The organism is Bacillus sp. SRI_025 (assembly GCF_057592095.1).
Genome location: NZ_JBYEGB010000005.1, coordinates 218,907 through 234,339, shown reverse-complemented (window position 1 = coordinate 234,339; position 15,433 = coordinate 218,907). Strand labels below are relative to the sequence as shown.

Sequence of the window (15,433 nt, the reverse complement as noted above, 5' to 3'; positions counted from 1 at the left end):
AATGAATGAAATATCGAATCATCTATTAGAAGGGCTGAATGACGCACAGAAAGAAGCAGTCAAAGCAACAGACGGTCCTTTATTGTTGATGGCAGGAGCAGGAAGCGGGAAGACACGGGTGCTCACACATCGAATTGCCTACTTAATGGCAGAAAAACATGTAGCTCCGTGGAACATTTTAGCGATTACATTTACAAATAAAGCAGCACGTGAAATGCGTGAACGTGTCCAGGCTATTTTAGGACCTGGCGCGGATGACATCTGGATCTCTACGTTCCACAGCATGTGTGTCCGTATTTTAAGACGCGATATTGACCGCATTGGTGTGAATCGCAACTTCTCTATTTTAGACACATCTGACCAGCTTTCAGTCATTAAAAACATTTTAAAAGAACGGAATATCGATCCTAAAAAGTTCGATCCACGCAGCATTTTAGGATCGATCAGCAGTGCAAAAAACGAACTCATTGACGCAGAGGAATACGCCAAAACAGCCGGTGATTTCTATGATCAAGTGGTCAGCGATGTCTATACAGATTATCAAAAGCGTTTACTCAAAAACCAATCACTCGACTTCGATGATTTAATTATGATGACGATTCGTCTATTTGAGCGCATCCCTGAAGTGTTAGAGCACTATCAGCGGAAATTCCAATATATTCATGTGGATGAGTATCAAGATACGAACAGAGCGCAGTACATGCTTGTGAAACTGCTCGCGCAGCGTTTTCAAAATATATGTGTTGTCGGTGACTCTGACCAGTCTATTTATCGCTGGCGCGGAGCGGATATTACAAACATTCTCTCCTTTGAAAAAGATTATCCATCCAGTGAAGTGATTCTGCTTGAGCAAAATTACAGATCGACGAAACGCATTTTGCATGCTGCAAATACGGTGATTCAAAACAATGCAAACCGAAAGCCAAAAAATCTTTGGACAGAAAATGATGAAGGCGCGAAGATAGCCTATTACCGTGCAGATAATGAATTCGGTGAGGGACAATTTGTCGCAGGAAAGATTCGTCAGCTTCATCAAAGCGGAAAGCGTAAATTATCCGATTTTGCGATCCTTTACCGAACAAATGCCCAGTCTCGTGTCATAGAGGAAACGTTAATGAAGGCCAACATTCAATACAACATTGTCGGCGGCACGAAGTTCTATGACAGAAAAGAAATCAAGGACATCTTGGCATACTTACGCCTAGTGGCAAACCCAGATGACGATATTAGTTTTGCACGAATTGTCAACGTACCAAAGCGCGGAATCGGTGCGACATCTGTTGATAAAATTGCAGCATATGCGGAGATGAATGATCTGTCTATGTTTGAAGCACTTGGTCAGGTGGATTTCATTGGACTGAGTGCACGAGCAGCCAATGCGCTTGATGAGTTCAAACAGCTCATTGATCAAATGACGAACATGCAGGATTATTTATCTGTCACAGAATTAACAGAAGAAATTTTAGAGAAAACAGGCTATCGTGAAGCGCTTAAGCTTGAAAAAACGATTGAAGCACAAAGCCGCTTAGAAAATATTGACGAGTTTTTATCCGTCACGAAGAACTTTGAAGAACAAAATGAAGACAAGTCACTTGTGACCTTCCTGACAGATCTTGCCCTCGTCGCAGATATTGATAAGCTGGATGAAAATGAAGAAGAAGATCAGGATGCTGTCATCTTAATGACACTTCACGCCGCAAAAGGTTTGGAATTCCCTGTTGTTTTCTTAATGGGAATGGAGGAGGGTGTCTTCCCGCACAGCCGTTCATTAATGGAAGATGCAGAGATGGAAGAAGAGCGCCGCCTCGCTTATGTAGGCATCACACGGGCTGAAGAAGAGCTTTATTTATCAAGTGCGAAAATGAGAACACTTTTCGGCCGGACGAACATGAACCTTGAATCAAGATTTATTCGAGAAATACCAGCCGATTTATTGGACAACCTAAATGAGAAAAAAGAAACAAAAACACCGTTTGGCCAAACAAGAGAAAGACCGCAAAGACGGGGACCTGTCTCACGTCCGCAAACACAAACCATTCAAAACACAGGCGGTGGCAGTATTGGCTGGGCTGTGGGCGATAAAGCGGCCCATAAAAAATGGGGCGTTGGTACGGTTGTGAGTGTGAAAGGCAGCGGAGACAGCACAGAGCTTGATATTGCGTTCCCAAGCCCTACAGGCATTAAGCGTCTTCTCGCAGCATTTGCACCAATCGAGAAGCAATAAACTGATAGGACTGACAAAACGGATGAATTGAAAGGAAGAAGCAGATGGATAAAGAAGCAGCGAAACGCCGGATCGAGGAACTGCACCAGATTTTGAATCAATACAACTACGAATATCATACACTTGATCGTCCAAGTGTTCCTGACGCTGAATATGATGCGCGGATGCGTGAGCTGATCTCTTTGGAGGAAGAGCACCCTGACTTAAAAGCAGCGGATTCTCCTTCACAAAGAGTGGGCGGTGCTGTTTTAGACGCCTTTCAAAAAGTGCGTCACGGCACACCAATGCTCAGCCTTGGGAATGCGTTTAATGAACAGGACCTTCTTGATTTTGACCGCCGGGTTCGTCAAGCAGTCGGTGACGATATCGCATACAATGTCGAGCTGAAAATTGATGGACTCGCTGTTTCTCTCCGTTATGAAAATGGCGTGTTTGTCCGAGGAGCGACGCGCGGCGATGGAACAACGGGTGAGGATATTACTGAAAATCTCAAAACGATTCGTTCCATCCCGCTTAAAATCAAACGCCCTCTGTCGATTGAAGTGAGAGGCGAGGCATTTATGCCAAAACCTTCTTTTGAAGCATTAAATGAAAAAAGAATACAAAACGAAGAAGAGCCGTTTGCAAACCCGCGTAATGCGGCTGCAGGTTCACTTCGTCAGCTTGATACGAAAATTGCAGCGAAACGAAACCTTGATATATTCGTCTACAGTATAGCGGAGCTTGATGAAATTGGTGTTGAAACGCAAAGTGCAGGACTTGATTTTCTCGACGAACTTGGCTTTAAAACAAACAAAGAAAGAAGAATGTGCCAAACGATCGAAGAAGTCATCGACCTCATTGAAACATTAAAAATAAAGCGTGCCGATTTTTCATATGAAATCGATGGAATCGTTATTAAAGTCGATTCACTCGCTCAGCAGGAAGAACTCGGCTTCACGGCAAAAAGCCCGCGCTGGGCGGTTGCGTATAAGTTTCCGGCTGAAGAGGTCGTAACGAAGCTACTTGATATTGAACTAAGTGTCGGACGTACAGGCGTGATTACACCAACAGCGATTCTTGAGCCTGTCAAAGTAGCAGGGACGACAGTGCAGCGTGCATCTCTTCATAATGAAGATTTGATCAAAGAAAAGGATATTCGCTATTTTGATCAAGTGATTGTGAAAAAAGCCGGGGATATTATTCCTGAAGTCGCAGGTGTCCTTGTTGATCAGCGTACAGGCGAAGAAAAGCCGTTTCACATGCCAACTGAATGTCCAGAGTGTCATAGTGAGCTGGTGCGAATCGAAGGCGAAGTGGCCTTGCGATGCATCAACCCAGAATGTCCTGCCCAAATACGTGAGGGGCTCATTCACTTCGTTTCTCGTAATGCAATGAATATTGATGGACTTGGCGAGCGGGTCATTACACAGCTCTTCAAGGAACAGCTCGTTTCTCGTGTGTCCGACCTTTATCGATTAACGAAAGAAGAGCTCATTCAGCTTGAACGAATGGGCGAAAAATCTGTCGACAATTTACTGCGTTCAATTGAACAATCGAAAGAAAACTCTCTTGAGCGGTTACTATTTGGACTCGGTATTCGATTTATTGGTTCAAAAGCGGCAAAGACCTTGGCGATGCATTTCGAAAACATCGATCAATTAAAGCAAGCGACGAAAGAACAATTACTTGAAGTCGACGAAATCGGTGAAAAAATGGCTGATGCCGTCGTCACGTACTTTGAGAAAGAAGAAATACTCGATCTGCTGAACGAACTAAAAGAGCTCGGAGTCAATATGACCTACACAGGGCCAAAGCCGGTAAAAGCAGAAGAAAGTGATTCCTACTTTGCAGGAAAAACCATTGTGCTGACAGGAAAATTAGAAGAAATGGCTCGAAACGATGCAAAAGCAGCGATCGAAGCATTAGGCGGAAAGCTGGCAGGCAGTGTGAGTAAAAAAACAGATCTAGTCATTGCCGGAGAAGCAGCGGGAAGTAAGCTGACAAAGGCAAAAGAACTCAATATTGAAATTTGGGACGAAGCTAAAATGCTCGAGGAGCTAAAGAAATAAGAGGAGTGTTTTCTATTGAAAAAGTTGTTATTGCTGCTGACAATGCTCACACTGGTATTGTCAGCGTGTGCACCTTTTGGGGGAAAGGAAGAGGAAGAGGTCACACAAAAAACGGATGAAACGAAGGAAACAAAGGAAACAGCCATCATCCCGATGTACAATATCTCAGACTCCTATTACAAAATGGTGCTGCCGTTTAAACAAGGAGCTGCTAGAGGTCTAACAGCGGAGCGTCTCAATACACGCTTGGACATTGATGAATTTGAAACAGGACTTATGCGCCTTGCAACAGAGTCATTTAATACAAACGACTATCTATTCCAAGAAGGACAGCATTTAGATGAGGACACTGTTCTTAGCTGGCTGGCGCGCAAAAAAACAGGCAGTGATCTGAAAAAGGCAGAAAAAGAAGATAAAGACTTTAAGAATCTGGGCTTAAATCCTGCTCTTCCAAACTCAGGTTCAACAAAGTCTAAAAATGAAAATAGTCCAATTTACTTAGCTTCAATGCTAGAGCATAATTACTTAATTCGAAAAGACAAAAACAGCTTACAGCTTGGCGGAGTTGTCATTGGTCTTGCGCTGAACTCGGTTTATTATTACCGTGAAAAGATCGGTGACCCGCAGCAAGAGGTGACCATCGATTCATCGAAAAATTCAAAGAAACTTTTGGCAGAGGGTGAAAAAATCGCTGAACAAGTGATCAAGCGAATTCGTCAAATGGACGGACTGCAAAAAGTGCCTGTCATGATTGCCCTTTATAAGCAAGCACCAAAATCATCTATCGTTCCAGGTAACTTTATCGCCAAAACAGATGTGAAAGCAGGCTCCGCTGATATCGGAAATTGGGATACGATCAAAGAGGAGAATGTATTCTTCCCTTCAGATAGTGCGAAAAGCAGCTACAAAGATGATTCAGAGCGATTTGATCGCTTCAAGACAAAGGTAGAAGATTACTTCCCGAATTACACTGGTGTTGTAGGAAAAGGCTTTTACAAAAACGGCAACCTGCAAAAAATGAAAATCGAAATTCCAATGCAGTTCTATGGAAAAACGGAAGTCGTAGCCTTCACACAATATTTAACCGGTGAAGTCATGGATTACTACAAGAGTACCAATATCGAAATCAACATCACATCTTCTGATCAACAAGAAGCCCTGATCACGAAAAATGCTGAGGACAAAGAACCGACTGTTCATATATATGACTAAATAAAAACCGCCTTTTGGCGGTTTTTTAAATTAGTAAAAATGTATCAAATTATGAAAATATTGTTATAAAAAGTAGAAGTGTAGAAAATAATGTATTATTATGGGTGTTAATGAAGAGAAAATGGAGATAAATATGAAAAACAAATCATTTTACTTTTTATTAGGGGGACAATCCCTAGCTAATTTCGGGGATTCACTATATGTCCTCGTACTGACCATCCTGACATACCAATTAACAAATTCTACACTAATTGCTTCAATGGTGGCTGTCTCGCAGTTTGTTGGACAAGCTCTTGGAGCGGTGCTTATTCCTTTCTTTATGTATCAATTTAAGCTGAAAAGACTCATTATCTATTTGCAAATGTGTCAAATTGCTTTCTTCGGTTGCTTGATTTTCATTTATATACTACAACTATCAACATTTACTATTCCTCTCTTTTTTATCATTGTATTTTTCCTTTCTTTGATAGATGGGGGAACCATTCCTGTTCGAAATTCGATGATCCCGCGTTTAGTAGAAAAGAACTTTTTACTAAAAGCCAATAGCTATATTTTAACATCTGATCAAATTGTCCTTTTACTAGGCTGGCTTTTAGGAGGCCTGTTTATTGGCATTCTTGGACCGCAGTTTCTACTAATTACCACACTTGTTTTATACAGTTTGTCGCTCATATCTATGCTCTTTATCATTGATACTGGGGCCGCAGCTAAACAAGAGCAACAGTCTGAATCATTTGGTACACGGATCTTTTCAGGCTGGAAGATCATGTATGGAAAGCGAATCATTAGAACATTAACGATTTTAGAAATGCTGTCCATGAGCGGCAGAAGTATCTGGACTGGTGCTATTATTCTTGTTTATGTCACTGAAGTCTTACACCAGCCTGAAACATGGTGGGGGTTTATTAACGCAAGCTATTTTGGTGGAACCATTCTAGGCGGTCTGCTCGTGCTGCGGTTCGCAAAGCATGTGGAACAGCGTTTGTTTGATCACATTTTTTATAGTTCGGTGATCGTAGCTGTGCTAACTCTTTGCTTAGGGTTGAATCATTCAGCATGGATGAGTTTATTGTTTGTCTTTTTATTAGGACCAGCTTTTCAGCTTCGCAGCATTGCTATTCGTACCTATGTACAAGATACATTGAGTCAAATTGAATTGCCTAAAATACTATCAGCTCAACATACACTATCGACTTTTATATACGGAATGTCGATCCTCGTTATGAGCACCATGACCGATCTCTTTGGGGCAAGAGTCGTCTTTTTTATCAACGTTGGCCTGTTTACTGTGTCGGCTATCCTAGCGTCTAGATTAAAAAATGAACAAATTTAGACAGTTTATCTCAATTATTTACAAAAATACCATTATGTGATTTAATAAGTTCGTAGAAATGTTAACTATATGAAAAGTAGAGGTGGCGTAATTGACTAGTAGTTTAGTATATTGGCCATTAACACATCCGCAGCGGCGCGTGATGAACATGGAAACATTTTATCCAGAAACACCAATTAATCATATTGGCGGTATTATTTTCGTCAATGGGCCGTTGCAGCTCGCTAAACTGAAGCAGGCCATTGCAACTTGTATCATGACAACAGAATCTCTTCGTCTCAAACTAGTAGAGAAAGATGGTGAGACGCTTCAATATGTTGATCCAAACGCCGATCATCATATTCCTGCCTATGAGTTTTCCACACATAAAGACATGCTAGAATGGGCCGAAAATGCCTTCAAAATACCATTTCAATTACTAGAAACCTCTCTCGCCGAATTTGCTGTATTAAAAGTCGGTGAACAACAATCCGGTTATTTCATCAAATGCCATCATACAGTAGCAGATGGATGGTCGATGAAAGTAATCATCGATAAAATTAGCCAGCTTTACACTGCTCTTATACAAAGCTCCTCTCTCGAACAAGAAGCAGATAATCATTCTGTTTTTATTGATAAAGAATCAAAATATAGGAACTCCCCAAGATTTAAAAAAGATCAGCAATTTTGGAAAGAAACATTATCTGATGTGTCTGATAGTTATTTGGTACAGGGAACTGACCAAATCAAAGGCCATCGTCAAAGCCATTATCTTGATCGACAACTCTCAGAACGAATCTATGCATTTATAGATACCCATCATTGTTCAATCAACTCTTTATTTACTTTAGGCCTCTTCGTTTATTTGCATAAAAAATATCAGCAAAAAGATTTTATTATTGGGACGCCAGTTCTCAATCGTTCCGGGCAAAAGGAAAAAGCCACGTCCGGTATGACCGTTAGTACAATGCCATATCGAATGAAGATGAACCCTCATCTATCTCTATTAGAAAGTTTGTCAGACGTTCAAAAAAGCTATAAGACTTACTTCCTGCATCAGCGTTATCCTTATGATGCACTCGTCAAAGATTTAGAACTTGCAAAGGCAGGGTATGATCAACTTTTTCAAATCTATATCAACTCCTACAGCACAAATATGGTGCAGGAGATGGAAGGATACAAAGTGGAATACATGGAGCTTTACAATGGATTCCAGCCATACGGCTTGCAAGTAGCTGTAAAAGAATGGGATGAAAAAGGACAAATCGAGCTGCAATATGACTACAAAGTCTCAGATTACAGCAATGAAGACATCAACTTTCTACATAAAAGGATGCTTCTCTTTGTCGAAAACATACTCAACCAGCCGAAGCAGCTCTTAAAAGATGTACTGCTTATGACAGAGGAGGAGGAACATCGAGAGCTATATCAATGGAACGACACAGGCGTGCTATTCCCACAGAAGCAAAAAATTCATGAATTAATCACAGACATGTCAAAGACTTCTCCTGATCGAATCGCGATTCAGGACGGCTCTCATATCATGACATACGGTGAACTTGAGAGAAAAACCAACCAAATGGCGCATTTCTTGCAAACACATGGCTTACAGAGACATGACTTTGTGGCAATATGTTTGAATCATTCACCAGAACTTATTGTACTGCTGCTGGGGATTTTAAAGGCTGGAGGCGCATATGTACCGATTGATCCTGAGTATCCGCAGGAACGCATTCAGTTTATTTTGGATGACAGCCAGGCTAAGCTGTTTTTTACAGATCATGCTTCTACATACCATTTTAATGGCGATACGTACAATATCTACAACGTGTGGAATCAGTTGGATTCATATGATGCGGCACATACATTCATTGGAGATGATGAAGACGTCGCATACATGATTTATACGTCTGGCTCTACAGGACAGCCAAAGGGAGTCATGATCGAACATCAAAGCTTAGTGAACTATATCATGTCTGCCAAAACAAACTATACAGATTCAAAAGATGACCATTTTGCTCTGTATTCGTCCATTGCATTTGATTTAACCGTTACATCCATTTATACGCCATTGGTTATTGGCAGTACAGTAGTGATCTATCGTCAAGAGGATCAGCCAGGCTTTTTATTAGAACATATTTTGTTTGATCAAAAAGCAAAGGTCATTAAGCTGACACCAGCTCATATGGCACTGTTAACAGATGCTGCACTGTCTCAATCAGTGGTTAAACGAATGATTGTAGGAGGAGAACAATTATCGACTGCTTTGGCCAAAAGAATTACGGAGGCAAGTGATGGAAGGATATCCATCTTTAATGAATATGGACCAACTGAAGCAACCGTTGGCTGTATGATCCATCAATTCCATCAAGATGATGGCGGGACATCGGTGTCAATTGGAGTGCCGATGCCGAATACAGAGATTTATCTTTTAGATGAGAATCAGCAAGTGGTGCTGCCAGGGACAATAGGAGAAATATATATTTCAGGCGCGGGTGTTGGCAGAGGATACTGGCAAAGACCTGATTTGCAGAAATCACGCTTTCTACCCAATCCATTTGTAAGTCACCGCCGCATGTACCGAACCGGTGACATTGCGAAACGAGCAAATGATGGAAAGATTGAATACATTGGCCGGATTGATCATCAAATCAAGCTGCGAGGCTACCGGATAGAGATGGGTGAAATTGAACTTGCGCTTATGGCACTCGATGAAGTGGATAAAGCAGCTGTCATTGATCTAACTGATGAATATGGAGAAAAACAGCTGGCTGCTTATATTGAATTGAAAGAAAAAGAGCTAACCTCCTTTTTACTAAGAAAGAAATTATCAGATCAGCTTCCAGCTTATATGGTACCAGCCTATTTTGTTTTATTAAAAGAACTCCCGCTCACTCAAAACGGAAAAATCAATCGTACAGCCCTGCCTGATCCATTGCTCTCTCAAGAGGAAACAGCCGTTGAATGTTCAAAGGAAACAGCGGACATTGAAGAGATCATAGTAGACACAGCAAAAGACATCTTAGGGCACGAAACGATCAAACCGGCTGATCATTTTTATCAGCTTGGCGGTGACTCCATAAAGGCGATTCAATTTATTGCGAAGTTAAAAGACAAAGGACTCTATTTAAAAACCAAAGATCTATTTACTTATCCCATTTTTAGAGAAATGGCACAAGTCGTTCAGCAGGAACCAGTCTTACATATCTCACAAGAGCAGGCTGTGGGCGATGTGAAATCGATCCCAATCATCGAATGGTTTTGGTCCCAGCGGTTAAAAGATAAACATTTCTGGCATCAATCCATCATTGTTCATTCAAAGAAAAAGATGGATGAAAGAATCGTGCAGAGTTCTTTAAAAGAGCTGGTCATTCATCACGACGGATTAAGGTTAAAAGTACATGAGGCGACAAGAACACTCTATTATGATGAAAACATTCAGGATATTCCACTGACGATACACGATTTTACGGCATTGTCAGAAGAGAACGTGGAAGAAGCACTAAAAGAAGTAGGATGTCAGATCAAGCAAAGGACTCATCTTTATCAAGGGCCATTGATTCAGGCAGCGCTTTGTCAAACTGCTTCTCAATCACATCTTATTTTTGCCGCCCATCATCTTTTAGTTGATGGTATGTCTTGGCAAATTCTGGTCGAGGATTTGATTCAATTATTTCATGCAGAGAAGGTGTCAGCAGAAGTGCTTCCACCAAAAACTCATTCATATCAAACATTTACAGAACGGGTTAACGAGTATGCATTATCAGAAGATGTAAAAGAGACGTTCAGCTATTGGGAAAATGTAGTGCGGGAAATTCAGCCTCTGTATCAAGTTTCTTCTAATGAGGGATATGTCAAAGACGAAGTCAAGTTAACGAAGTCATTATCAGTGAAGCTCACGGATCAATTGATCAATCAAGCGAATAAAGCGTATCAAACGCAGCCTCACGAACTGTTAATTTCAGCCTTAACGCAAGCCTGTTATCAGCAAACGAATCAAGAACTGATTTCTCTGGAATTAGAAGGTCACGGCAGGGATGCTGTGGAGGAAAATATTGATGTATCTAGAACGTGTGGCTGGTTCACCACCATGTATCCCGTGAATGTTCATGTTTCTGAATCTCTCACAGATCACATACGGGCTGTCAAAGAAACGATACGTAAGGTGCCAAATAATGGTGCAGAATATGGGCTGTTGTCACTCATCAATAGGCAGCTTCCTGATCATTCAGCGCCGCAATTACGCTTTAACTATTTAGGTGAAATCGATCAGGTGCTTAAAAAATCATCTGATTATGAGATGTCTTACTTTACATCGGGGATTGATTCGTCATTGGATAATCCGGTAACAACCGTTATCGATATGGTCGCTACCATCAAGGGCGGTCAGTTGATTTTCCATCTTTCTTTCAGCGAAAAACAGCTGTGTGAAACAGATATGATGCAGCTATTGCAAGAGGTAGAACAGCAAATTGAGCGTATGGTACAGCATTGCTTAGAACAGGAAGGGATCGAATTTACACCGTCTGATTTTGAAACAGTAGATATGTCTCTTGAAGAAATGGATTCATTATTTACATGAGGAAAAATCAGCATGTTATCTACATTTCATTTTTATTAGCCTTCTTATGGATAAGCAGCTTTGCCGGGGGGACACATGCAAAAGCAGTGATTTCTTCTAAAGCTATTGATCAAGTAATAGAGGAACAGATGGAGCTTGGGCGCATTCCAGGCATGTCCGTTGTGGTAGTGAAAAAGGACGAAGTGGTGTACCAAAAAGGGTTTGGCTATGCGGATCGAAAGAAAATGAAGCAAGTGACAGCCAGTACTTTCTTTGAAATTGGTTCTACATCAAAGGCGTTTACCGCTCTTGCTATTGTGGAGTTAGTGAAGCAAGGGAAACTTCATTTGAAAGATCCAGTGAGCAGATATATTCCAGGCTTTTTTCCAACATACGATGGAAAGCCTCAGCGTTTGACGGTGGAGCAATTAATGCATCACACAAGCGGCATTCCCTTTCAATCCATTGCGCTTATCCAGCCAGATCATGCAAAAGATGCGCTAAAGAAAACAGTCCATCAGTTGAAATCAATTGAGCTTCATCACAAGCCCGGCAGCTCTTTTGAATATGCCACCATCAACTATGATGTCCTTGGTCTCATCATTGAAAATGTGACAGGAACGTCATATGAGGCATACATGAAAGGACTGTTTAAAAGGCATCATCTTGATCAAACAGAAGCTGGGCTAAAACGCATGAAATCTGGTGTTATTTCAGAAGGGTTTAAACTGCATTTCCTTGCTCCGCATGTTTATGAAGCGCCAGAATATCGAGGTAACACCCCCGCAGGCTATATTGTGATGAATAATCAGGATGTGGGAACTTGGCTGCAATATCAATTGACCGATTCAACTTGGTCTCGTTTTGTAAAAAATCCTGATCAGTTAACTGTGAATGTCCCAGAAGAAGGGGAGCATGTCTATTACAATGCCGGCTGGTATATAGAAAGAACGAAAGGCCGGGTGGCATCGTTATTTCATGCAGGATCTAATCCGAATTATTCATCATTTTTTCTGATCCAGCCAAAAGAAGGCGTTGCTATCGGAGTATTAGCAAATATGAATAGCAGCTACACAGAGCAAACGGCACGTCTTATTGCCAAAACGATGACGGGTACAAATGAAGAAGCAGAGTCATCTATGGATCCATTTCAGCTCATTGATCAATTGAGTGTAGCAGCCACATGTCTTTTTATTTTGCTGCAAATGGTGTCTGTCGTTCGTTTTATCAAATGGAGGAAACGTGTAAGAAATGGCGTTCTGGTTCGCAGGAACTTGTCACTTGGCGTATGGCTTAGAAGTATCGGCTGGGTGCTGCTCCTAATTGGGATATTGCTTCTGCCAATGATTCTTTCGCAAATAGCTTTTAAGGGGCTGCCTTGGAAAATGACTTTTGTATGGGGACCTACTTCTCTCATTGAATTAGCGATTTCTTATTATTTGTTTTTCATTTGGTTTTGTACGATTGGTTTCATCAAAGGATTTATGGTGACATCTACTGCTGGAAAGAGAGGACAAAAAGATGACCGTCAAACAGATTTCAGGCATTCATCCTTATAATGAATTGTTTTATCGCAGCTGTTTCTTCAATTGCTTTTTTCCAATTGTGAAGCTGCATGGTCAAGAAGTCGCTCCATATTTATTAAATGATCAATTTGCATACGGACTTACAGAGGACGGTTTGCTTCAGATTGACTGGATGTCGGCACACGATCCAGAAAAGATTATGAATTTACAGGGCATTCAAGTTGAAAAAATGACGTATTGTGCCAATCTCATTGAAAAGGTCAAACAGGATGTGACGCAGGAACGTCCGGTGATTGTATGGGTAGACCCTTACGTTCAGCGAGGTAGAAAAGAGTATTTAACAACCCATAGCCGTCATTCAATTTTAATCACGGGTTTCAATGAGAATCGGCAAACTTTTCAAGTATTAGAGAATCGGCATTTAGATAATTTGTCTTATGAGCATCAAGTGCTTTCATATGAAGGTGTGCAGAAAGGATATGACACCTTTCATGAACACTTTCAGCCGAATGATCAATTTCATTCCTATGCATCATTCTACTTTGATCAGGACAAGGTCTCGACTGAATTATTTGACCAAAAAACGGCTTATTTCCTGAGAAATATGTATGGTCAGATTGACGCAATAGAAAAAGGAATTGCTGTTCTTGAAACATTTTATGAACAGTTTCCACAATGGGATGATATCGAAAAGCTCGTGGCAGCTTTCAATCAGATCATCAATACAAAGAAAGTAGAGCTGTATCGACTGAGGCTTATTAAAGGCGATCTACCTGAGCTGTTTCAATGGATGGAACGTATTTTAACAGAATGGGAGAAAGCGAGGCATCAGGCAGCAAAACTCTTTTTTTCAGGGGAGATGTCTAGTCGGTACCAAGCCAACATTAAAGCTTCCTTACAACAAATCATCCAAGATGAAAAAAAATGGCTGGAAATGCTGAAAATCGAATGCAAAAGGGAGTGTGGCATGTCGTGAAGTTATTTTGCTTACCGTACGCAGGTGGAGCAAGTACCGTATTTAGTACGTGGAAATCTTATATAGACCGGTCTATAGAAATTCATGCCCTTGAACTCCCTGGGCACGGGACAAGAATGACAGAGCCTGTGCTGACAAATTTACAGCAAGTCGCAGATGATCTTTATCTACAGGCGTCCTCTTCTTTAAAAGAAGGAGAGCCCTATGCCATTTTCGGTCATAGCATGGGAGCTGTCCTTGCATACGAATTACAAAAAAGAATGAAAACAAGATTAAACAAAGAGCCTGTTCATGTCTTTTATTCTGGACGCTTTCCACCACATATTCCAGAGAAGAAAGTCTATCATCAGCTGTCAGATGCCAAATTAAAAGAGGCGATCATTGCGATGGGGGGCGTTCCTGAGGAACTTGCCGATAACCATGCAGTGCTTGATTTCTTTCTGCCGATTTTAAGAGCAGATTTTCAGCTTTTGGAGACTTATCAGTGTGATGAAGTTGTTCCAGCTGCTTGCCCAATTTCTATTTTTTATGGTACTCGTGATCTTCCTTCTGTGCTGTTTGATTTAGACGATTGGGATCAATATACAAGTGAAGATTGTGCGTTTTTTGAATTCGATGGAGATCACTTTTTTATTCATTCATTAACAAATGAAGTCGTAGAAAAAATCAATGTCATTTTAAAGCGAATTGGAGTGTTGGAGAAATGAACACGAAGCACGTAGGCGTGATTGGAGCAGGTGTGATGGGGGCTGATATGGCATTAGACCTTTCAGCAAATGGCTATCAAGTCACATTGGTTGATGTCACAGAAGAAAAGCTAAACGAAGCACTAGAAAAAATCAAGAAAACCTATCAATTGGTGCAATTTGTGAGAAAGAAGAAAATCTCATTGTCCTTAGAAGACGTATTGTCTCAAATCCAGCTATCGACATCATTTGAAGGCTTACATGACGCACATATCGTCATTGAAAATGTGACGGAAGATTGGGAAATAAAAAAGCCCATTTATGAAGAGCTGCGAGATATTTGTATGAAAGAAACCATCTACTTTGTAAACACGAGCTGCATTTCCATTACAAAGGTAGGGTCCCTTATGCATCATCCTGAAAAAGTCATTGGTGCACATTTTATGAACCCTGTTCCTCTTAAAGCGTTAGTTGAGGTGATTAGAGGAAAAGCAACTTCTGATGAAACTGTTGAAACGGCAAAAGGTTTCTTGAAGTCCTTTGATAAAACACCTGTTGTGGTGCATGATCTTCCAGGATTTGTTTCCAATCGTGTGCTCATGCTGACAATCAATGAAGCGATTTGGGCGGTGCAAGATCAAGTCGCGACACCAGCTGATGTCGATAAAATTTTCCGTGGAGGCTTCGGCCATAAAATGGGGCCGCTTGCGACAGGAGACTTAATTGGGCTTGATACGATTTTAAATTCATTGCTTGTTTTATACGAGAGCTACAAAGATCCGAAGTTCCGCCCGTGTCCTCTGCTTGTCAAAATGGTCGATGCAGGTGAGTATGGCAAAAAATCTGGTAAAGGCTTTTTCCAATATGACATGTGAGAGGAGAAAA

At 41.1% G+C, this 15,433-nt stretch carries 9 protein-coding genes; all 9 read left to right on the top strand.

Annotated elements, in window-relative coordinates; all coding sequences use genetic code 11:
* The first annotated feature begins 1 nt into the window (after position 1).
* Positions 2-2,224, top strand: a complete 2,223-nt coding sequence (pcrA, locus tag AC20OE_RS15475) for a DNA helicase PcrA (protein WP_024426683.1) — start codon at positions 2-4, stop codon at positions 2,222-2,224.
* A gap of 44 nt (positions 2,225-2,268) precedes the next feature.
* Positions 2,269-4,275 (top strand): NAD-dependent DNA ligase LigA, encoded by a 2,007-nt coding sequence (gene ligA / locus AC20OE_RS15470; RefSeq protein WP_487268973.1) that lies wholly within the window; start codon positions 2,269-2,271, stop codon positions 4,273-4,275.
* A gap of 15 nt (positions 4,276-4,290) precedes the next feature.
* Positions 4,291-5,487, top strand: a complete 1,197-nt coding sequence (locus tag AC20OE_RS15465; RefSeq protein WP_039176984.1) for a CamS family sex pheromone protein — start codon at positions 4,291-4,293, stop codon at positions 5,485-5,487.
* A gap of 133 nt (positions 5,488-5,620) precedes the next feature.
* Positions 5,621-6,820, top strand: a complete 1,200-nt coding sequence (locus tag AC20OE_RS15460) for an MFS transporter (RefSeq protein ID WP_059376554.1) — start codon at positions 5,621-5,623, stop codon at positions 6,818-6,820.
* 91 nt (positions 6,821-6,911) lie between these two features.
* The gene (locus AC20OE_RS15455; protein WP_487268972.1) at positions 6,912-11,381 is read left to right on the top strand and encodes an amino acid adenylation domain-containing protein; all 4,470 of its coding nucleotides are present in this window, start codon (positions 6,912-6,914) and stop codon (positions 11,379-11,381) included.
* Positions 11,378-12,919, top strand: coding sequence for a serine hydrolase domain-containing protein (locus AC20OE_RS15450; protein ID WP_487268971.1), 1,542 nt, complete (start codon positions 11,378-11,380; stop codon positions 12,917-12,919). The genes AC20OE_RS15455 and AC20OE_RS15450 overlap by 4 nt, the downstream gene beginning before the upstream one ends.
* Complete coding sequence (locus AC20OE_RS15445) at positions 12,882-13,862, top strand: C39 family peptidase (protein ID WP_487268970.1); 981 nt, start codon at positions 12,882-12,884, stop codon at positions 13,860-13,862. The genes AC20OE_RS15450 and AC20OE_RS15445 overlap by 38 nt, the downstream gene beginning before the upstream one ends.
* Positions 13,859-14,569, top strand: coding sequence for a thioesterase II family protein (locus AC20OE_RS15440; protein ID WP_059376544.1), 711 nt, complete (start codon positions 13,859-13,861; stop codon positions 14,567-14,569). Before AC20OE_RS15445 ends, AC20OE_RS15440 begins: the two co-directional genes overlap by 4 nt.
* Positions 14,566-15,423, top strand: a complete 858-nt coding sequence (locus AC20OE_RS15435) for a 3-hydroxyacyl-CoA dehydrogenase family protein (protein WP_099662999.1) — start codon at positions 14,566-14,568, stop codon at positions 15,421-15,423. The genes AC20OE_RS15440 and AC20OE_RS15435 overlap by 4 nt, the downstream gene beginning before the upstream one ends.
* Positions 15,424-15,433: the final 10 nt, after the last annotated feature.